16 protein-coding genes, 1 tRNA gene and 3 pseudogenes are annotated in these 18,778 nt (G+C 69.4%); 11 read left to right on the forward strand and 9 right to left on the reverse strand.

Going from position 1 to position 18,778, the window contains the following annotated elements:
- Positions 1-4 precede the first annotated feature (4 nt).
- Positions 5-1,690: a thiamine pyrophosphate-binding protein gene (locus FGD71_RS14245; protein ID WP_119100810.1), complete on the reverse strand. Its 1,686-nt coding sequence runs from the start codon at positions 1,688-1,690 to the stop codon at positions 5-7.
- Positions 1,691-1,877: 187 nt separating this feature from the next.
- Here FGD71_RS14245 and sucC point away from each other — a divergent pair, with 187 nt between their 5' ends.
- Genes sucC through FGD71_RS14260 form a run of 3 tightly spaced genes read left to right on the forward strand, consistent with a single transcriptional unit; the run spans position 1,878 to position 5,504 of the window.
- The gene (sucC, locus tag FGD71_RS14250; protein WP_119100811.1) at positions 1,878-3,008 is read left to right on the forward strand and encodes an ADP-forming succinate--CoA ligase subunit beta; all 1,131 of its coding nucleotides are present in this window, start codon (positions 1,878-1,880) and stop codon (positions 3,006-3,008) included.
- A gap of 11 nt (positions 3,009-3,019) precedes the next feature.
- Positions 3,020-3,919: a succinate--CoA ligase subunit alpha gene (gene sucD / locus FGD71_RS14255; RefSeq protein ID WP_119100812.1), complete on the forward strand. Its 900-nt coding sequence runs from the start codon at positions 3,020-3,022 to the stop codon at positions 3,917-3,919.
- A 43-nt stretch (positions 3,920-3,962) separates the two neighbouring features.
- Positions 3,963-5,504, forward strand: coding sequence for an aldehyde dehydrogenase family protein (locus FGD71_RS14260; protein WP_119100813.1), 1,542 nt, complete (start codon positions 3,963-3,965; stop codon positions 5,502-5,504).
- 31 nt (positions 5,505-5,535) lie between these two features.
- Here the strand turns inward: FGD71_RS14260 and FGD71_RS14265 are convergent, their stop codons facing one another.
- Positions 5,536-6,924: a DUF2254 domain-containing protein gene (locus FGD71_RS14265; RefSeq protein ID WP_119100814.1), complete on the reverse strand. Its 1,389-nt coding sequence runs from the start codon at positions 6,922-6,924 to the stop codon at positions 5,536-5,538.
- Positions 6,925-7,066: 142 nt separating this feature from the next.
- On the opposite strand from FGD71_RS14265, the gene FGD71_RS14270 reads away from it, so the two are divergent.
- Positions 7,067-7,151: transfer RNA gene (locus tag FGD71_RS14270), tRNA-Leu, on the forward strand.
- A 235-nt stretch (positions 7,152-7,386) separates the two neighbouring features.
- Here the strand turns inward: FGD71_RS14270 and FGD71_RS14275 are convergent.
- Entirely contained in the window at positions 7,387-8,550 is a 1,164-nt protein-coding gene (locus tag FGD71_RS14275; RefSeq protein ID WP_119100825.1) for a N(5)-(carboxyethyl)ornithine synthase, read from the reverse strand.
- A gap of 65 nt (positions 8,551-8,615) precedes the next feature.
- Positions 8,616-8,888, reverse strand: a complete 273-nt coding sequence (locus FGD71_RS14280; RefSeq protein ID WP_119100815.1) for a hypothetical protein — start codon at positions 8,886-8,888, stop codon at positions 8,616-8,618.
- A 598-nt stretch (positions 8,889-9,486) separates the two neighbouring features.
- On the opposite strand from FGD71_RS14280, the gene FGD71_RS14285 reads away from it, so the two are divergent.
- From FGD71_RS14285 to FGD71_RS14300, 4 genes and pseudogenes are all read left to right on the forward strand, one after another.
- Positions 9,487-10,575, forward strand: a complete 1,089-nt coding sequence (locus FGD71_RS14285) for a fatty acid desaturase family protein (protein WP_240436586.1) — start codon at positions 9,487-9,489, stop codon at positions 10,573-10,575.
- Positions 10,576-10,671: 96 nt separating this feature from the next.
- A pseudogene (locus FGD71_RS14290) lies at positions 10,672-10,974 on the forward strand (inorganic phosphate transporter); the annotation flags it as partial.
- A 95-nt stretch (positions 10,975-11,069) separates the two neighbouring features.
- Positions 11,070-11,951 (forward strand): polyphosphate kinase 2, encoded by an 882-nt coding sequence (gene ppk2, locus FGD71_RS14295; RefSeq protein WP_119100816.1) that lies wholly within the window; start codon positions 11,070-11,072, stop codon positions 11,949-11,951.
- Positions 11,952-11,963: 12 nt separating this feature from the next.
- Positions 11,964-12,773 carry an N-formylglutamate amidohydrolase gene (locus tag FGD71_RS14300; RefSeq protein WP_119100817.1) on the forward strand — a complete coding sequence of 270 codons (810 nt, stop codon included), beginning with the start codon at positions 11,964-11,966 and terminating at the stop codon, positions 12,771-12,773.
- Between the two features lie 76 nt (positions 12,774-12,849).
- Here the strand turns inward: FGD71_RS14300 and FGD71_RS14305 are convergent, their stop codons facing one another.
- Positions 12,850-13,548 (reverse strand): winged helix-turn-helix transcriptional regulator, encoded by a 699-nt coding sequence (locus FGD71_RS14305; RefSeq protein ID WP_119100818.1) that lies wholly within the window; start codon positions 13,546-13,548, stop codon positions 12,850-12,852.
- 200 nt (positions 13,549-13,748) lie between these two features.
- On the opposite strand from FGD71_RS14305, the gene FGD71_RS14310 reads away from it, so the two are divergent.
- The 3 genes and pseudogenes from FGD71_RS14310 to FGD71_RS14320 all read left to right on the forward strand — a co-directional run bounded on the left by FGD71_RS14310 (position 13,749) and on the right by FGD71_RS14320 (position 15,064).
- The gene (locus FGD71_RS14310; RefSeq protein ID WP_119100819.1) at positions 13,749-14,648 is read left to right on the forward strand and encodes a class I SAM-dependent methyltransferase; all 900 of its coding nucleotides are present in this window, start codon (positions 13,749-13,751) and stop codon (positions 14,646-14,648) included.
- Positions 14,649-14,766: 118 nt separating this feature from the next.
- A pseudogene (locus tag FGD71_RS48815) lies at positions 14,767-14,907 on the forward strand (N-formylglutamate amidohydrolase); the annotation flags it as partial.
- Positions 14,879-15,064 (forward strand): hypothetical protein, encoded by a 186-nt coding sequence (locus FGD71_RS14320; protein WP_119100820.1) that lies wholly within the window; start codon positions 14,879-14,881, stop codon positions 15,062-15,064. The pseudogene FGD71_RS48815 and the gene FGD71_RS14320, both read left to right, overlap by 29 nt.
- Before the next feature lie 48 nt (positions 15,065-15,112).
- On the opposite strand, the gene FGD71_RS14325 is transcribed toward FGD71_RS14320, so the two are convergent.
- From FGD71_RS14325 to FGD71_RS14340, 4 genes and pseudogenes are all read right to left on the reverse strand, one after another.
- Positions 15,113-17,245, reverse strand: coding sequence for a UvrD-helicase domain-containing protein (locus tag FGD71_RS14325; RefSeq protein WP_119100821.1), 2,133 nt, complete (start codon positions 17,243-17,245; stop codon positions 15,113-15,115).
- Between the two features lie 96 nt (positions 17,246-17,341).
- The gene (locus FGD71_RS14330) at positions 17,342-17,701 is read right to left on the reverse strand and encodes a hypothetical protein (protein WP_181359200.1); all 360 of its coding nucleotides are present in this window, start codon (positions 17,699-17,701) and stop codon (positions 17,342-17,344) included.
- A 92-nt stretch (positions 17,702-17,793) separates the two neighbouring features.
- Positions 17,794-18,045 carry a hypothetical protein gene (locus FGD71_RS14335; RefSeq protein WP_119100822.1) on the reverse strand — a complete coding sequence of 84 codons (252 nt, stop codon included), beginning with the start codon at positions 18,043-18,045 and terminating at the stop codon, positions 17,794-17,796.
- Positions 18,046-18,142: 97 nt separating this feature from the next.
- Positions 18,143-18,778, reverse strand: a pseudogene (locus FGD71_RS14340) (serine/threonine protein kinase); the annotation flags it as partial.

An 18,778-nucleotide genomic window follows, 5' to 3' on the forward strand; every position in this document is an offset into this window, starting at 1 on the left:
CACCTCACTTGTACATCGTCTGGTTCATGGTTCCGGGGGCGTACGCGTCCGGGTCGACCCAGACGTTGATCAGCGAGGGCTTGCCCGACTCGCGGGCGCGCCTGAGGGCGGGGCCGATGCCGGCGGGGTCGCGGACCTCCTCGCCGTAACCGCCGAGCATCTGGGCGAACTTGTCGTACGGGACGTCGCCGAGGGTGTTGCCGACGCGCTCGCGGTCCTCGCCGTACTTGGCCTTCTGGCCGTAACGGATCTGGTTCATCGAGGAGTTGTTGCCGACGATGCCGACGAAGGGGAGGTTGTAGCGGACGAGTGTCTCGAAGTCCCAGCCGGTGAGCGAGAAGGCACCGTCTCCGAAGAGGGCCACCACTTCCTTGTCCGGTCGGGCCTGCTTGGCCGCGAGCACGAACGGGACGCCGACGCCGAGCGTGCCGAGCGGGCCCGGGTCCATCCAGTGCCCGGGTGACTTGGGCTGCACGACCTGACCGGAGAAGGTGACGATGTCGCCGCCGTCCCCGATGTAGATCGAGTCTTCGGTCAGGAAGTCGTTGATCTCGCTGACCAGCCGGTAGGGGTGGATGGGGGAGGCGTTCGACCGTAGGCTCGGCAGCCGCTTCTCGATCGCCGTCTGCTCGGCCGCGCGCAACTCGTCGAGCCACTCCTTGCGCTTCGACGCGCCCCCGTTCAGGCGTCCCGAGGCGGCCTCGGTCACCGACTTCAGGATGAGTCCCGCGTCACCGACGATCCCGAGGTCGATGTCCCGGTTCTTGCCGACGGTCCGGTAGTCGAGGTCGATCTGCACGACGGTCGCGTCCGCCGACAGCCGCTTTCCGTAGCCCATACGGAAGTCGAACGGCGTGCCCACGATGACGATCACGTCCGCGTTCGAGAACGCGTAGCGGCGCGAGAGCTGGAAGTGGTGCGGATCCCCGGGCGGCAGGGTGCCCCGCCCGGCGCCGTTCATGTAGGCGGGGATGTTGAGGGTGCGTACGAGGTCGATGGCGGCCTCGGTGCCGCGGGTCGTCCAGACCTGGCTGCCCAGCAGAATCGCGGGCTTCTCGGCGTGCACGAGGAGGTCGGCGAGCTTCTCGACGGCCTCGGGGTCACCCGCCGAGCGGGTCGAGGCCCGGTACTGGCCTGCGGCGGGGACACGTGCCTTCTCGACCGGCACCTTGGCGTCGAGCACATCGCGCGGGATCTCCAGGAACGACGGCCCGGGCGCCCCGTGGTAGCACTCCCGGAACGCCATCGACACCATGTCGGCGGCGCGCGCCGTGTCCGGCACGGTCGCCGCGAACTTGGTGATCGGCGTCATCATGTCGACGTGCGGCAGGTCCTGCAGGGACCCCATCTTGTGCTGGGTGTGCGCTCCCTGGCCGCCGATCAGCAGCATCGGGGACTCCGCGCGGAAGGCGTTGGCGACGCCCGTCACGGCATCGGTCGTACCGGGACCCGCGGTGACGACCGCGCAGCCTGGTTTGCCGGTGACGCGCGCGTAGCCGTCGGCGGCGTGCGCGGCGACCTGTTCGTGGCGGACGTCGACGACCTCGATGCCTTCGTCGACGCAGCCGTCGTAGATATCGATGATGTGGCCGCCGCACAGGGTGTAGATGACCTCCACACCCTCCGCTTTGAGTGCCTTGGCGACCAGGTGCCCACCGGAGATGAGGTTCTGGCTGGTGTCGTCGGGCATGGCGAAGTCCTGTCCCTTCGTAGGGGATGGGCGCACTTCCGTGCAGTTCAGAGGGGGTGCGCGCGCTGCTCATGGATGCTGTCGCGATAGATTGCATACAGTCGACGAATACTGTATGAAGCTTGTTATCCCGCATCCGATGGGTGGTGTCCAGGGGGCGTGCGGCACTTTTAAGTCAGGAGCCGAGATGGACCTGTTCGAGCACCAGGCAAGGGAACTCTTCGAGGAACACGGCATCTTGGTGCCGCGGGCCGAGGTCACCGACTCGCCCAAGGAGGCCCGCGAGATCGCCCGCAGGCTGGGCGGCCGCGTCGTCGTCAAGGCACAGGTGAAGACCGGTGGACGCGGCAAGGCGGGCGGCGTGAAACTCGCCGCCGACCCCGCCGCCACCGAACTGACGGCACGCCAGATCCTCGGCATGGACATCAAGGGCCACACCGTCGGCAAGGTGATGCTGGCCCAACCGGTCGACATCGAGAGCGAGTTCTACGTCGGTTACGTACTCGACCGCACCGCCGGCCGCTTCCTCGCGATCGCCTCCGCCGAGGGCGGCATGGAGATCGAGGACGTCGCCGCCACCAGGCCGGAGGCGGTCGCCCGCATCCCCGTCGACCCGGCCGAGGGCGTCACCTCCGCGAAAGCGACCGAGATCGCCGAGGCGGCCGGACTGCCGCCGCGGACCGTCGACGTCCTCGTACGGCTCTGGGAAGTACTGATCCGCGAGGACGCCGTACTCGTCGAGGTCAACCCCCTCGTCCGTACCAGCCGAGGGCAGATCCTCGCCCTCGACGGCAAGGTCACGCTCGACGACAACGCCCGTTTCCGGCAGGCCCGTTGGGGCGAGCAGGAGTCGGCGCACGACGACCCGCTGGAGGCGGCGGCCGCCGCGAAGGGCCTCAACTACGTGAAGCTGGACGGCGAGGTCGGCATCATCGGCAACGGCGCGGGCCTCGTCATGTCGACCCTCGACGTGGTCGCCGGCTGCGGCGCGCGCCCCGGCAACTTCCTCGACATCGGCGGCGGCGCCTCCGCCCAGGTCATGGCCGACGGCCTCTCGGTCATCCTCTCCGACCCAGCCGTCAAGTCCGTCTTCGTGAACGTCTTCGGAGGCATCACCGCCTGCGACGCGGTCGCCGACGGCATCGTGCAGGCCCTGGACTCCGTCCAGTTGACCAAGCCGCTGGTCGTACGCCTCGACGGCAACAACGCCGTACGCGGCCGCGCGATCCTCGACGACCACGCACACCCCCTGGTCCAGCAGTCCACCACCATGGACGGCGCCGCGCGCCGGGCCGCAGACCTCGCCAACGCAGCCTGAGGAGACGAGACATGGGCATCTACCTCACCAAGGAGAGCAAGATCCTCGTCCAGGGCATGACCGGCGCCGAGGGCATGAAGCACACCCGGCGGATGCTCGCGGCCGGCACCGACGTCGTCGGCGGCGTCAATCCGCGCAAGGCGGGCCGGACCGTCGACTTCGACGACCGTGCCGTGCCCGTCTACGGCTCCGTACGCGACGGCATCGAAGCGACCGGAGCCGACGTCACCGTCGTCTTCGTCCCGCCCGCCTTCGCCAAGGCGGCCGTCGTCGAGGCCGCCGACGCGGGCATCGAACTCGCCGTCGTCATCACGGAGGGCATCCCCGTCCACGACTCGGTCGCCTTCCGCGCCCACGCCGCCGCCCAAGGCACCCGCGTCATCGGCCCCAACTGTCCGGGCCTCATCACCCCCGGACAGTCCAACGCCGGCATCATCCCCGCCGACATCGCCAAACCGGGACGCATCGGCCTGGTGTCCAAGTCCGGCACGCTCACCTACCAACTCATGTACGAACTCCGCGACATCGGCTTCTCGACCTGCGTGGGCATCGGCGGCGACCCCGTCGTCGGCACCACGCACATCGACTGCCTGGCCGCCTTCCAGGACGACCCCGACACCGAACTCATCGTCCTCATCGGGGAGATCGGCGGCGACGCGGAAGAACGCGCGGCCGCGTACATCCGCGAGCACGTCACCAAGCCCGTCGTCGGCTACATCGCCGGATTCACCGCGCCCGAGGGCAAGACGATGGGCCACGCGGGCGCCATCGTGTCCGGCTCGTCCGGCACCGCACAGGCCAAGAAGGAGGCCCTGGAGGCGGCGGGCGTACGCGTGGGCGGCACCCCGACGGACACGGCGAAACTCGTCCTCGCCCTTCTCGACAAGGGGCGTGACGCCACTGATCGTTGACCTTCCCCGCCCCCGACTGTGCACCGAGAGCGGAGACACCCTCATGGCATCCACCCTCACCCTCAAGTCCCACACCTCCTGGACCGACGCCTGGCAGCGCTGCCTCGCCGTCGCCCCCGAGGCCTTCCAGGACGATCGCGTCCTCAACCTCTGGAACGGCGCCTGGCAGGCGGACGGCCGGCCCCTGCCCGCCACCAGCCCGGTCGACGGCAGCCCGATCGCCGGCCCGCCCCGCCTGGACGGCACCACCGCCCACCAGGCGGTACGCGCCTCACTCGACCAGCACCGCGCCTGGCGCCACGTACCCCTGGACGAACGCCGCGCCCGCGTCGCCGCGACCCTCGACGCCCTCACCCAGCACCGTGAACTGCTCGCCCTCCTCCTGGTCTGGGAGATCGGCAAGCCCTGGCGGCTCGCGCAGGCCGACGTCGACCGGGCCATCGACGGCGTGCGCTGGTACGTCGACGGAATCGAGCCCATGGTCGAGGGCCGGGCCCCGCTGGACGGCCCGGTGTCCAACATCGCGAGCTGGAACTACCCGATGAGCGTGCTCGTGCACGCGCTGCTGGTACAGGCACTGGCAGGCAACGCGGTCATCGCCAAGGCCCCGACCGACGGCGGCGTCGCGTGCCTGACGCTGGCCTGCGCGCTCGCCGCACGCGAAGGAATTCCCGTCACCCTCGTCAGCGGCAGCGGGGGCGAACTGTCCAAGGCCCTCGTCCGCGCGCCCGAGATCGGCTGCGTCTCCTTCGTCGGCGGCCGCGACACGGGCGCCGCCGTCGCCACGGCCGTCGCCGACCTGGGCAAGCGACACGTACTCGAACAGGAGGGACTCAACACCTGGGGCATCTGGAACCACACGGACTGGGACACGCTCACGGCGGTCATCCCGAAGCTCTTCGACTACGGCAAGCAGCGCTGCACGGCGTACCCGCGCTTCGTCGTCCAGCGTGAGCTGTTCGACGAGTTCCTCGCGGCGTACCTCCCGGCGGTCCGCACGATCCGCGTCGGCCACCCGCTCGCGGTCGAACATCCCGAAGACCCGTATCCGGAGCTGGACTTCGGCCCGCTGATCAACGCGGCCAAGGCGAAAGAACTCACCGACCAGGTCACCGAGGCGATCGACCGCGGCGCCGTTCCGCTGCACCGCGGCACGTTCACCGACGCGCGCTTCCTGCCCGGCCAGGACACCGCGGCGTACGTCCAACCCGTCACGCTCCTCAACCCGCCCCCGTCCTCCCCGCTGCACCACGCGGAGCCCTTCGGCCCGGTCGACACGATCGTCCTGGTCGACACGGAGGCCGAGCTGCTCGCGGCCATGAACGCGTCGAACGGCGCGCTGGTCGCCACCCTGTCCACGGACGACCACGCGACCTACGACCGCCTCGCCCCCCAGATCCGCGCCTTCAAGGTAGGCCACGGCAAGCCCCGTTCCCGCGGCGACCGCGACGAACTCTTCGGCGGCTTCGGCGCGTCCTGGCGCGGGGCGTTCGTCGGTGGCGAACTCCTGCTGAAGGCGGTCACGCGGGGGCCGGCGGGGGAGCGGCTGCCGGGGAACTTCCCGGAGTACCACCTCATGCCGTGACCGATGTCGTGCCGGAGGCGGCGGATCGCGTCTACCCGATGCCCTGCCGGTCCGGGTGCAGGGCGAAGGCGCGGTCCGCGGCCTCCGGCACGGCCCGTTCCACCGCCTCGGTCAGCAGCGCACGATGCCGGATCAACGGCTCGCGACGGTCCTCGGGCACGGCCCCGAGGAGATCGTCGAGCCCGGCCACCAGACGGCGGGTGACCTGAGGACTGTGCACCGCGTACATCCGGATCTCGGCGAAGCCGAGGTCGACCAGCTCGGTCCAGCCCGGCACGGATTGCACCAGCCGTACCGTGCCCTGCCCGTCCCGGTACAGGGAGGCGCCGAGCGGGCGCCGCGCCACCGCGGACAGGAACTGCACGATGCGGTCCACGGCCTGCACCGCCGTGGTGGGGTCGTTCACGGCGGGCGACAGCGCGCGCAGCGCGATGTCCGACAACTGCCTCAGTCCGAACCCGAGGTCCTGGTGGAACGTGCGCTCGGCGCCCACCGACACCTGGGAGTACAGCGCTCGCAGCCCCTTCGTGAGGGGACCGCTGCGCCCGCCGTGCCCGTCGTGCCCGCTGTGCCCATCGTGCCCGCCGTTCCTGCCGTGGACCGTGAACACCGGCGTCCCCGGCGTGACGAAGTCCCCGATCCGCGGGATGAGCCGCAGCACGACGCCCTGCTGCCGCGCCGTACGGACGAGCCGTGCGATGTTGACGTCCCGCAGTACCCCCGCGCGCCCGTGATGGGCGAGGCGGGCGGTCTCGGGGCCGAGGGCGACCGGCTCCTCCGCGGCCATGTCGAGCGGCATGCCCGCGACGACCCGCAAGGACTCCGCGGTGATCCGGTCGATGACGTGCACGACCCGCATCAGCCGCAGCATCGAGTTCACGTACATCACGAACAGGACCACGCTCAGCCCCACCATGATCACCGTGAGGACGGACTGGACGAGCGGGGTGGAGGACACCAGCGCGGGGTCGGGCTCACTGTCGTACGAGGTGAGGACGAGCAGGGACAGGACGAACGTGGCCAGAAACACCGCGAAGGTGGCCTTGGTGATGCGACTTCGTACGAAGATCCGTACGACGCGTGGGCTGAACTGGCCGGCGGCCATCTGCACGGCGACCAGCGAGATGCTGAAGACGACACCGATGAAGGTCATCATCGCCGCGCTGACCGTGGTGACCACGGTCTTCGCGTCCTCGGCGATCCTGAGCAGATCACGGACGGCGTCCTCGTCGCCCGCGTCGCGCAGCGCGGTGAGGATCGCGTCGTCGGCCGCCGAGGCCGCCGTCCACACCGCCACGACCAGGACCAGGGCGACGGTCGGAGCGAACCAGAATGTGTCCCGCAGATGCTCCCGCAGCGGCGACAACGCCCGGGGCCGCCGCCCCGGCGGCAAGCCGGCCGTAGTCTTCCAGTCACCCATGGTGAGACTGTAGGCGCACCTTCCGTGCACCCCCGGCAACCCCCGCCGGGGCGCGGATATGCAGGTGAATGCCACTCCGAAAGCTTGGTATTGTTGTCCATGTCGCCGCGGGGAACACCCCCGTCCAGGCGGCAGACACCTGGTCCGGGTGGCGGAATGGCAGACGCGCTAGCTTGAGGTGCTAGTGCCCTTTATCGGGCGTGGGGGTTCAAGTCCCCCCTCGGACACGCGATTGTTCACGCGGGCGGTGCTGACCATTCTTGGTCAGCACCGCCCGCGTTTTTCGTGGTCGTGTGTCAACTCCTCGCGGCCATCAGCCGGAGGCCAGGGCCTAGGCCTGGGCCGGGGTCGGGGCCTCNGCGATTGTTCACGCGGGCGGTGCTGACCATTCTTGGTCAGCACCGCCCGCGTTTTTCGTGGTCGTGTGTCAACTCCTCGCGGCCATCAGCCGGAGGCCAGGGCCTAGGCCTGGGCCGGGGTCGGGGCCTCGGGGGTGTGGGGATAGGCGGCCGGCCGGTGCTGGAAGGAGAGGATCTTCGGGTTCCGGATGACGCCGTCGCGGATCTCGATGGCGTTTCTGACCGTGGCGTCCGCCTCCCAGGCCGCGGGGCCGCTCATGACCTTGCGCAGGTAGGGAAGGAGCGCCTCGCTGATTTCCCATGTGGCCGAATTCCACAGGTGGGACGGGCTGTGATCAACCCCGTAGTAGTGGCAGCCCGGCCCCACGGAGGGCATCGGCTCGCCGAAGGTGGTCGGACGGGCCCATTCGAAGCCCATGCCCTCGTCGCAGGAGACGTCGATGAAGAAGGTCCCCGGCCGGAACAGGACGAGTTCCTTCTCGGTGACGAACGTCAGCGGCGCGTCGGTGTCCTGCCGGATGCAGTTGACGATGATGTCGAACCCGGCCAGGTACTGAGCGAGCGGCACGGGGCCGGTCTCCGTGAGGGCCCGCAGGCGTGACGGATCGCTCTCCTCTTCCTCGAAGTGGCCCATCACGACCGACGGCATCGGCGAGGCCACCGCCGCCGCGGCGCGTTGGGTGAGCACCGTGACGTCGGAGACGCCCATGGCGCCCAGGCCCGTGACCGCTCCGCGCGCCGTGGCGCCGAAACTGATGACCACCGCGCGCAGGCGGCGGCCGTAGCTGCCGGTCAGGCCGCCGAGTTGTAGCGCGTGCAGCACCGAGCAGTAGCCGGCGAGCTCGTTGTTCTTGTGGAACACATGGACGCTGAAGGCGCCCGTGGAGGTCCAGTGGTTCATTGCCTCCCAGGCGATGAGGGTCAGCCGTCGGTCGATGGCCAGCTGGGTCATCTTCTCGTCCTGCACGCAGTGCGGCCATCCCCACAGCACTTGGCCCTCGCGCAGCCCCGCGGCGTCCTCGTGCATCGGTTTGGGCAGCAGCAACACGTCACACTCGGCGAGGAGTTGCTCGCGGGAGCGCAGGCCCGCCACGAGCGGTCGCAGCGCATCGTCGGCGACGCCGAAACGTTGACCGTAACCCTGTTCGAGGAAGATTCTCCCGCGTATGTCCGGGGCGATCCGGTCGAGGTGGCCGGGGTGCAACGGCAGCCGGAACTCGTTCTCCTTGTGGGAGGAGGCGAGTACTCCGAGACTCATCAGGCTCATGCGCTTCCTCGTCTTTTCATTCTCGTCGTGCTCGTCGTGCTTGTCGTGGCTGCCGGGTGTCCGGGTCACGAGCGGTCGGCCTGGTGCCTGCTCAGGCGCTCGGCCAGCGGGAGGGGCGTCTCGTCCAGACCGGTGACCGACCCGCTCGCCAGCCGTGCGCACGGTCCGGGGCAGGCGAGCTGCTGCTTGTCGTCACGGTGGGAAACCACCACCGCTTCCGCGTCCGGCGCGCTCCGGTAGTCAGTGCCGCAGATCAGGCAGGCCAGCCCGGAGAGCATCTCGGCGGTCGGTTCGGGGCGGCCGCGGCGGCGGCCGGAGATCGCGTCTTGTGAATACATGTGTCCTGCATCCTCTTGGTCGGTCCAGGGTGTGCACGAGGTGCCGGAATGCTCGGCAACACCGCGGGAATCAGGAGATCCGCCACCGCAGGGTGCGGAACGGGGCAGGGAAGTCGGTGCGAGAGTGCGTGGCAGGAGGCACGGTGCGGCTCTTTTCCGGCCGGACCCGACGTGCTCCGGCCTTTGCCGTTCTCCGAGGGCGACGCCGAAACGGTGACGGCGTGCGAAGTGCGCTCGGTGCCGCAACCGTACTCCCTGCGGCTCTCGGAGCCGACCGCAAGGGCGTCACCGGCCCCTTCCCCGTCCGGGCGGCCACCCTGCCGGACGCAGGGAACCTTCCCGGTGCTCCGGACGTTGTGTGCAGTGGTTGTAGTTGAAGTTTGCGAACGTGGAAGCGCCCGCGGAGTTCTGACAGCGGGCGTTTCGTCGTTTTTCGGGGGGTTTCTTCGACGGTGGACGACCAGCAGCCAGGGATCGCGCGAGCGCGCGCATTCCGCCCTACTCGTCACCTCGAAAGAGACATCACATGGCTTCCCGCATGCGGCGCCCTGCCCCCGCGCCGCCGGCACCGGCCAGCGCCCACCCCGAGAGGAAAAACGTGACCACTGACATCATCGACCGGGGCAACGGTCCGGCGGACCACGCCCTGACGAAACCCCCGCCCGGCAGCCGTGGCAGCGACTACGCCGCGCTGTCCCGCGAGGTGAAGCAGAGCGGGCTGCTGAAGCGGCGACCCGGCTACTACTCGGTGAAGATCGGGCTGAACCTGCTCCTGCTGGCTGCCGGCTGGACCGCGTTCGCCCTGCTCGGGCAGTCGTGGTGGCAGCTGATGACCGCCGCCTTCCTCGCGGTGATGTTCACCCAGACCGGGTTCATCGGGCACGACGCCGGCCATCACCAGATCGCCGCCTCCAAGCGCGTCAACAACCTGCTCGGCCGCGTGCACGCCGACCTGCTGATCGGGCTCAGCTACGGCTGGTGGATCTCCAAACACAGCCGGCACCACTCCCACCCCAACCACGTCGACCGTGACCCCGACATCGCCGACGGCGCGATCGCCTTCACCCAGGACCACGCCCGCGTCCGCCGCGGACCGTACGCCTGGCTTGCCCGCCACCAGGCCTGGCTGTTCTTCCCCATGCTGCTTCTGGAAGGGCTCGCCCTGCACGTCGCCGGCGTACGGGCGCTGCTCGACCGCACCGGTACGCATGCCGGGCGGGCAACCAAGCTGGCCGAGGCGGGTTTGTTGACGGCGCATCTCGGCGGCTATCTCACCGCCGTGTTCTGGGTACTGTCCCCCCTCCAGGCCGTGTGCTTCCTCCTCGTGCACCAAGGGCTGTTCGGGTTGTACATGGGGTGCTCGTTCGCCCCCAACCACAAGGGCATGCCCATCTTCGCCAAGGACGACAAGATCGATTTCCTGCGTCGGCAAGTACTGACCTCACGCAACATCCGGGGCGGCCGGTTCACCGACTTCGCGCTCGGCGGGCTGAACTACCAGATCGAACACCACCTGTTCCCCTCCATGCCGCGGCCCAGCCTGCGCCATGTCCAAGAGCTCGTGCGCACGTTCTGTGCCCGGCACGGCATCGCCTACTACGAGACCGGGCTCTTCGACTCCTACGCCCAGGTGCTGCGGCACCTCCACTCGGTCGGCGGCCCGCTGCGCCCCGAGCTGGAGTACTGACCGTTCCATACGGGAGCTTTGCCTCCGGTTCGCCGCGTGTACTCCTGCGATTGCTTGCATCGAGGGATGGACCACATCACGTTCCTTGTGGCGGTCGTCATCTCGGCGGGTGCGCCGGGCCATGACGCCGGACCGCCGCTGTGGGTGATCGCGTCGGCCGGAGTGGCCATCGGCCTGGGCACCTGCCTCGGCGGCCGGCGGACCATCCGCACCATGGGCAAGGGGCTCACGGAGATCCGGTCGCCGCAGGGCTTCGCGGCCGGGACCGCCTCCACGACCGTCATCCTCACCTCCGCCCCCCTCGGTTTCGCCCTGTCCACCACGCAGGTCGCCTCGGGCAGCATCCTCGGTGCGGGCCTGGGCCGACGCCTGGCCGATGTGCGCTGGGCTTCGCCCGGGCATGGCTGCGCTTCCTCACCTGCGCGGCCGTGATCGCGTACGGCATCTACCTGATCGTGCCGCAGTTCCACTGAGAATCCTGGAAGGAGGACCGGATGACACCTCTGGTGACGCCCGGGCTACGGGTCGACTACACCGACCACGACGACCCGGTGCTGATCCGGCCGGACGGCAGTCCGGTGGACACCTGGCGAGAGAACTACCCGTACCAGCAACGGATGGAGCGCAAGGAGTACGAGTGGCACAAGCGGCTGCAGCAGATCGAACTGCTGAAGCTGCAGAGATGGATCAAGCAGACCGGCCGCCGGCTCGTCATCGTCTTCGAGGGCCGTGACGCGGCAGGCAAGGGCGGCACGATCAAGCGCTTCACCGAGAACCTGAACCCGCGTGGTGCACGGGTGGTGGCCCTGGAGAAGCCGACCGAGCGCGAGCGCGGGCAGTGGTATCTGCAGCGGTACGTGGAGCACCTGCCGACGGCGGGCGAGATCGTGATGTTCGACCGGTCCTGGTACAACCGGGCCGGAGTCGAGCGCGTGATGGGCTTCTGCACGGACGACGAGTACCGGCGCTTCATGCGTCAGGCGCCGTTGTTCGAGCGGATGCTCGTCGATGACGGAGTCGACCTGGTCAAGTTCTGGTTCTCGGTCTCGCAGGGCGAGCAGCGCACACGCTTCACGATCCGTCAGGTCGACCCGGTACGGCAGTGGAAGCTGAGCCCGATGGATTTGGCGTCGCTGGACCGCTGGGACGACTACACCGCCGCCAAGGTCGCCATGTTCCGTGAGACGGACACGCAGTACGCACCGTGGACGGTGGTGAAGAGCAACGACAAGAAGCGGGCCCGGGTCGAGGCCATGCGCAGTGTGCTGGCCCGCTTCGACTACACGGACAAGGACGCGGAGGTCGTCGGCAAGGTCGACCCGAGCATCGTGGGCGCGGCCGCCACCCTGCTGGAGCCGGGTGAGGACGCCTCCTAGCAAGGCCCCAGAATGAATGACATGTCGGCCTCCTGCCTGCTCCTGCCGGGCGCACCGGACTCCCCTGTGATCCTGCACGTCCCGCACTCCTCGCGGGCGATCCCGGGGGACGTACGGACCGGCATCGTGCTCGAAGACGCGGCGCTGGAGCGGGAGTTGGACCACATCACCGACTCGCACACCGCCCGGATCGCGGCGACGGCCGCCGAGCGCTGCGCCACAGCGCCCTGGCGGTTCGTCAACCAGTTGTCGCGGCTGGTCGTCGATCCCGAACGGTTCCCGGACGAGCGGGAGGAGATGCTGGCCGTCGGCATGGGCGCGGTCTACACGCGAACCACCCACCAGGAGGAGCTCCGGCCGGCCGACTACGACGGGCAGCCGCTCATCGAGCGGTACTTCGCCCCGTACGCCGCCGCCATGACGGACGCTGTGACCGAGCGGCTGGACGCCGTCGGGCGGGCCGTGATCATCGACGTCCACTCCTACCCGACCGGGCGTCTGCCCTACGAGCTCCACGGTGACGGACCCCGGCCGCCCATCTGCCTGGGCCGGGACGCCTTCCACACCCCGGCCGATCTGCTGGCCCGCGCCGTGGAGGCGTTCGCGGGCTTCGGCGGCACGGGAGTCAACACTCCCTTCGAGGGGACGTACGTTCCGCTGAAGTACTACGGGAACGACCCACAGGTCAGCGCCCTGATGATCGAGATCCGCCGGGACGTCTACATGGCCGAGCCGGGCGGTCCGGCGGGCCCGGGTCTGGACGCACTCGCGGGCGCGCTCGCCCATCTCGTCGACGCGGTGACCGCTGCCCCACAGCCATGACGCCTGGACGGAAGTCGCTTCGCAAAGCAGTCCAACGAAGCGGAGCCAACCGGGTACTGACCCGTCACCAGGGCGTCTACTGCGAATCCGGTGTGACGGCGACGGGCCGGGGCACCGCGGCGAACGCTGACAGCGTGAACCACCCTGGCACGGCCCGGCGCAGCGCCTCGGGGCCGTCTACCCTGACCGCGCCGACACGCAGAGCCTCGGACCAGCTGAGGTCACCACGCCACACTTCGACCATGCGGCGCAGGTCGGCGGTCACCGTTACCGTCACCGCGTAGCCGGGGTCCACGTCGCAGACGTCGGTGTCCTCGGGCGTGATCACCAGCCACCAGTAGCGAGTGCCCGTGGGGGCGTCAGGGAAGCTGAAGTGAACCACCGTCCGCCCGTCGGGGACGGCATCACGGACGACGTTTCGGTGCAGGTCCCACAACAGCAGTTTCGGGTCGAGATCCGCGTCGCCGATCTGTCCGATCCAGCGGGTTCCCCAGACGCCGAGTGCTTCGATCACCGGCCGCAGTTCAAGTCCGGCCGCGGTCAGAACGTACTGCACCTCTTTGCCGTCGGTCTGCTTCTCCACGACGCCGGCGCGCACCAGTTGGTGCAGCCGCTTGGACAGCAGCGTGGGGGACATCCGCGGCACACCGCGGCGCAACTCATTGAAACGTCGGCTGCCGATGACGAGTTCGCGGACGATGAGCAGCGTCCAGCGTTCATCGAGCAGCTCCATCGCCTTGGCGACCGGGCAGAACTGGCGATACGAGGACCCCATGCCGCGCAGAGTATGCTCCCGCCGCCGGACAAACCAGCCCACCAGTGTCCGGATGGTGTCGTATGGCTGCGCTCCGGTACAGATCTGGGACTAGGAGATGGCATGCCCCGTTCCTAGGCTCGGTTCCGTGGCAGACAAGAGTTCGTCGTTGGCCACACCGCCGTCGTAGTGCCTCGCACGTGTCTGGAAGGAGTGCCGTCGTGAGCGAATCGACCGACGCGGTCGAGGTTGACCGTGCCCTGAAAGCCAAGCACCGGGCGATGTGGGCGCAGGGTGACTACCCGGCCGTGGCCGCCGAGATCATCCCCGAGCTGGGTGAGGTCCTCGTCGAGGCGTGCGGGGTGCGCGGTGTTGGCGAGCGAAGCGAGATGGAGTCTCCGCGGAGCGAGGTACGGGGGAGGAGGCTGCTGGACGTGGCCGCCGGTTCGGGCAACGCGGCGATACCGGCGGCGCTGGCCGGGGCGAGCGTGGTGGCCTGTGACCTGACCCCGGAGCTGTTCGAGGCCGGACGGCGACTTGCCGCGCAGCGCGGCGCCGAAGTGGAGTGGCGACAGGCTGACGCCGAGGCGTTGCCGTTCGCGGACGGCGAATTCGATACGGTGCTGTCCTGCGTCGGGGTCATGTTCGCCCCGCATCACCAGGCCGCCGCCGACGAACTCGTACGCGTCTGCCGCCCGGGGGGCACGATCGGCTTGCTCAGCTGGACGCCCGAAGGCTTCCTCGGCCAGATGCTCGCCACGATGAAGCCCTATGCGCCCCCGCCCCCGCCGGGCGCGCAGCCCCCGCCCCTGTGGGGAGACGAGGAGCACGTCCGCGCCCTGTTCGGAGACAGGATCACTGACATCGAGGCGCGTAAACAGACGGTGCTGGTCGACCGCTTCAAGAGCCCCGAAGAGTTCCGCGACTACTTCAAGGCGCGCTACGGCCCGACCATCGCCACCTACCGGGCCATCGCCGATGACCCCACCCACACTGCCGCGCTGGACCGCGACCTCGCCGAGCTCGCCCGGCGATACGACCAAGGGGCGGGCAGCACGGCCATGGAGTGGGAGTACCTGCTGTTCACCGCCCGCAAGTCAGATGGTGAAGTACCTGCTTGACCCTGCGAACGGGCGGGCAGCGGCGTCCGCGTTTCCCGGATGAGCGCCGCCCGCCCTTCACACCCCTGGCCCCGTCGAGGGCGAGGCCGCTCACACAGCAAGGCCCCCGAAGAACGACGTGTCGGCCTCCTGCCTGCTCCTGTCGGGCGCACCGGACTCCCCTGTGATCCTGCACGTTCCGCACTCCTCGCGGGCGATACCCGCGGACGTAGGGGGCGGGATCGTGCTCGATGATCCCGCGCTGGAGCGGGAGTTGGACCTCGCTGAAGTGGTACGGGAACGACCCACGGGGCAACGCCCTGATGATCGAGATCCGGCGGGACGTCTACATGAGCCGGGTGGGCCCGGGGCTGGACGCACTCGCGGGCGCGCTCGCCCACCTCGTCGACGCGGTGGCCGCTGCCCCACAGTCATGACGTCCTGTCAGCACCGGGACGTGAAGACGGCCGTACCTGTTGCCGCCGCTACACCCCTGCCGCCACCAGGAACTCGCTACGCTCGCCCCACCACGACACATACAACCCGTCCCTGGCGCGCGTACATGCCACGAACACCAGACACCGTTCCGCCGCTAGGTCCGCCTCGTGCTGCAGCCGGTCCACCTCCACTGGTGTCACCGCCTTGGGGAACGGCAGCACCTCGTCACGCGCCCCCACCACCGCGACGCATCGGTACTCCAGCCCCTTGAACGCGTGCATCGTGCCCACGCTCACCTTGTCCGCGCGCCCCGTGGAGGTACCCTTCAGCCGGGCCACCGGAACGCCCGCCGCCTTCAGCCGCTCCACCACCCGCTCGCACGTCTTGTTGAGGCGGGCGCACACGCCGATCTCGCCGGGAGCGACCCCGCCGTCGAACCAGCCGCGCACGCGCGCGACCAGGGCATCGAGTTCGGCGTCCTCCCCGGTCGCGCCGTACGTCTCCGGCCGGTTGCCGTGGAGGGCCGAGCGGTAGCCGAGGAGGGTGTCGTTGCGGGAGTCGTCGGCGAGTTCCGCGAACGGACGGCCGATGAGGAGTCCGGTGGCCCAGCTGAGGATCTCGTGCGTCGAGCGGTAGTTCTTGCGCATCTTCGTAGAGCGGCCCGCGACCTTGATCCCGACCGCCTTCAGCGACACCTTCGAGTCGTAGATGCGCTGGTGCGGGTCGCCCGCGATGAACAGGTCGTCCGGGCGCTCGGGGGCAGCGGCCCGCAGCAGGCGCCACTGCGCCGGATGCAGGTCCTGCGCCTCGTCGACCACCACGTGCCGGTACCGCGGCCCCTTCGCCTCCAGCAGGTCGGCGGCCTCCGCGCAGGTGCCGATGTGGGTGCGCAGCCCATCGGCGGCCAGGCGTGCCGCGAACTCCCGCACGGTGTCCCACACCACGCGGCGCCGCGCCACCGGCAGCGCGCTGCCGCGTCCGTGACGCTCACACGCCTCGTACTCCTCCAGCTCGCGCAGGTTCTGAGCGAGGATCACGTGTTTGTGCTCCTGCGCCAGGAACTTGACCGTTCCCGTGAAGCCGGTCGCGCGCGTGGCCTGCTTCCACCGGGCCTCCTCCTGCGCGCCCCAGGTCGGCTTCCGCGACGTGGACAGCACCCGCCCGGCGAAGGCGTCCACGGTCATGATGTCCACGCGGTCCCGCTCGGACTCGTCCTCGACGAGCGACTCCAGGCCGGTGCGCAGCGCCGCCACTAGCGCGTTCGTGTAGGTGGTGAGCAGGATGCGCTCACCGTCCCGCAGGTGGCGCAGCAGATGCCGTACGCGGTGCAGGGCGACGACCGTCTTGCCGGTGCCGGGCCCGCCGGTGACCTGCGCGGGGCCGGAGTACGACGCCCGGTAGGCGACCTTGTGCTGCGAGGGGTGGAGGAAGGTCCGCCAGGCCGCGAACGGCTTGTCGAGGATGTCGCGGAGCTCGTCGGCGTCGGTGACGACGGCGAAACGGGTACGGGTGCGGTGGATCGCGGTCGCGTAGTCGGCCGTGTCGACCGGCTCCGCAGACTCGGCGCCCGCGAGGTTGACCGCGACCACATCGCGCCACACGTCCTCCACGCTGAAGCCGGCGGCCAGGTACTCCAGTACCTCACGCTGGTCCTGCGGGAAGAACGGCGCGAACACCTCCAGTTGTTCCACGCTGGTCAGCACGCGGGCCTGGCGCAGGGTGGCCTCGTCGATACCGAGAGCGGCCATGTCCCCGTCGGACACTTTCGCGAACAGGCGCTGCTCCGGGGCTGGGGCGATGCGCTCGTAGGCAGGGGTGAGCTCCTCAAGCATCTCGATGTCGCGGATCTCGACGGCCCGGGTGACGGAGTTGATGCTCGCTTTCTGCTTGACCGCCCAGTTGGTCGCCTCGTCGTGCGGACCCACGCGCAACAGCACGAACGTGTCACCGGTTTCGGGAGCGAGGACGACACCGCGCACGCCCTGGTCGATCCGGATCGTACGGATCTGCTTGTCCTTGGCACCCTTGAGGGACTCCAGCTTCAAACCCTGGTCCTTGAACAATTGGTCGAGCGTGAGCGTCTCGAACTTGTGCCAGGCGTCGAACACACCTTTCTTCACGTGCTTCTGGAGCTTGTCGAGCTGAGCGCAGAAGGCTATGTCGAAGGCGAGGTGGGGCATGGGGGTGCTTCTCCTCATTCACATGCGAGGGGGCAGGGGCGCTCTGGTCCTCGAGTTCGGGACAAAGGCGCTGGGGACCACCGGAGCCGGGCTGCGTCAGGCTCCGTCACCGGCCCCCGGCCCGTCGTCCGGCTCGTCGAGTTCGTCGAGAACCCGCCAGGCGAGGTCGGCCAGTGTCTCGCCAGAGGCGGTCGCCCATCGGGCGGTTCCCTGGTTCGCCACGGGCCGCTTCTCCCACCGGGCCAGCTCCCACATGTGGGAGATCAGGCCGGAGGGTGAATACTGCTTGCCGTCGGCAGCCCAGAGAATGGGCTTGCTGCGATGTGGTTTCCACGACGCTCGCGCTCGCTTCTCGTCCTCCGCGAGCCACTCCCGCAGAGCCTCGGCTTCCAGCGGGTATCCCGTTGTGAGGGTCAGCGGGGCCCCCTCGGCGAGAACGGCCCTGTCGATCAGCACCGAGACCGCGTTGGGGCGTCGGCGCTTGCCCTTCGCCGGTGAGCGACGGTACGTGTCCGGGGCCGAAAGACCCCCAGGCGTTGCCAGGGCCGTCAGCTGTCGGCCACGCCATCGATGACGGTGAGTGCCGCTTCCCGCGGACTGAACCCGGTGACCATCCGCACGGCCTGCGCTGTCAGCGCCCGTGACAGCAGACGTGGTTCCTGCTGGTTGGCTGGCATTCCCTCCAGGTCACTGTCGTCGACCAGCCCGGGGTCCAGGTAGATGGTGCGCAGCGCCTGTTTGACCTGACGGACCTGAAGGATCACGTCCCCGTTGCCGCCGCCGACGTTCTTCGTGCTCATGCTCCGCCCCTCCCCGGGGAGCCGCCGCGCACATTCCCGCACGCGCCCCCTGACCAGCAAGATCGTCCCAAGTCTGCCGTAACGAAGCAGTATTTTCTCAGGATCCGGTGTCGTCCAGGCCGAGCCGGATGAGGGTGAGGGCCTCGGAGACCTCCACCGTCAACTCGTCCTCGGGGCCGTACACCAGGCATAGGTCTTCGTGGAGCGGTTCGAGGAGGTGGCGGGCTTCCTCCGTGCTGCCCTGCGCGAGCAGCAGCATGCCGATGTCCCGGCGCAGCATGACGGCTTCCTCGCTGACGTCGCTGTCGACGGACCGTACGACGTCGAGTACGTCCCGCAGCGTCCCCAGCGCGTCGGTGACCTGACCGAGCTCGGCGCGGCAACGCGCCGCCTGAGCACGGCAGTCGAGGGCCGACTTGCTCGTGGGCCCGCTGATCCGTTCGTACGCGTCGGCCAGGGCCTCGAACTCGGGCAGAGCGGCCCGGAAGTCCCCGCCGAGCAGGCGGGCGCCCGCCCGCCGCATGCGCAGCGCGAGCACCACCTTGTTCTCCGCGCCCAGAGCGCGCGCCGCGGGTTCGATCATCTCTCCGACTACTTCAGCCGCCTGCGCGAACCGCTCCTCCTCCACGAGGGCGTCGTAGTGCTCGCGGACCTCCCGGACCTGCGCGCGCAGCGTCTCCGGCAGCGGCGCCGGAACGGCGTCGGGCGCGTCGGGCACCGCGGAGCCGGGCCG

This window comes from Streptomyces sporangiiformans, from assembly GCF_005768555.2.
In the GTDB taxonomy this organism is placed as follows: Bacteria; Actinomycetota; Actinomycetes; order Streptomycetales; family Streptomycetaceae; genus Streptomyces; species Streptomyces sporangiiformans.

Excerpts from the sequence above, each read along its gene's own strand:
- sucD (WP_119100812.1), top strand. The coding sequence starts at position 3,020 with ATGGGCATCTACCTCACCAAGGAGAGCAAGATCCTCGTCCAGGGCATG.
- FGD71_RS14320 (WP_119100820.1), top strand. The coding sequence starts at position 14,879 with ATGATCCCGCGCTGGAGCGGGAGTTGGACCTCGCTGAAGTGGTACGGG.
- FGD71_RS14300 (WP_119100817.1), top strand. The coding sequence starts at position 11,964 with ATGAATGACATGTCGGCCTCCTGCCTGCTCCTGCCGGGCGCACCGGAC.
- FGD71_RS14305 (WP_119100818.1), bottom strand. The coding sequence starts at position 13,548 with ATGGGGTCCTCGTATCGCCAGTTCTGCCCGGTCGCCAAGGCGATGGAG.
- FGD71_RS14275 (WP_119100825.1), bottom strand. The coding sequence starts at position 8,550 with ATGAGCCTGATGAGTCTCGGAGTACTCGCCTCCTCCCACAAGGAGAAC.
- sucC (WP_119100811.1), top strand. The coding sequence starts at position 1,878 with ATGGACCTGTTCGAGCACCAGGCAAGGGAACTCTTCGAGGAACACGGC.
- FGD71_RS14245 (WP_119100810.1), bottom strand. The coding sequence starts at position 1,690 with ATGCCCGACGACACCAGCCAGAACCTCATCTCCGGTGGGCACCTGGTC.
- FGD71_RS14325 (WP_119100821.1), bottom strand. The coding sequence starts at position 17,245 with ATGCCCCACCTCGCCTTCGACATAGCCTTCTGCGCTCAGCTCGACAAG.
- FGD71_RS14265 (WP_119100814.1), bottom strand. The coding sequence starts at position 6,924 with ATGGGTGACTGGAAGACTACGGCCGGCTTGCCGCCGGGGCGGCGGCCC.
- FGD71_RS14335 (WP_119100822.1), bottom strand. The coding sequence starts at position 18,045 with ATGAGCACGAAGAACGTCGGCGGCGGCAACGGGGACGTGATCCTTCAG.
- FGD71_RS14280 (WP_119100815.1), bottom strand. The coding sequence starts at position 8,888 with ATGTATTCACAAGACGCGATCTCCGGCCGCCGCCGCGGCCGCCCCGAA.
- FGD71_RS14260 (WP_119100813.1), top strand. The coding sequence starts at position 3,963 with ATGGCATCCACCCTCACCCTCAAGTCCCACACCTCCTGGACCGACGCC.
- ppk2 (WP_119100816.1), top strand. The coding sequence starts at position 11,070 with ATGACACCTCTGGTGACGCCCGGGCTACGGGTCGACTACACCGACCAC.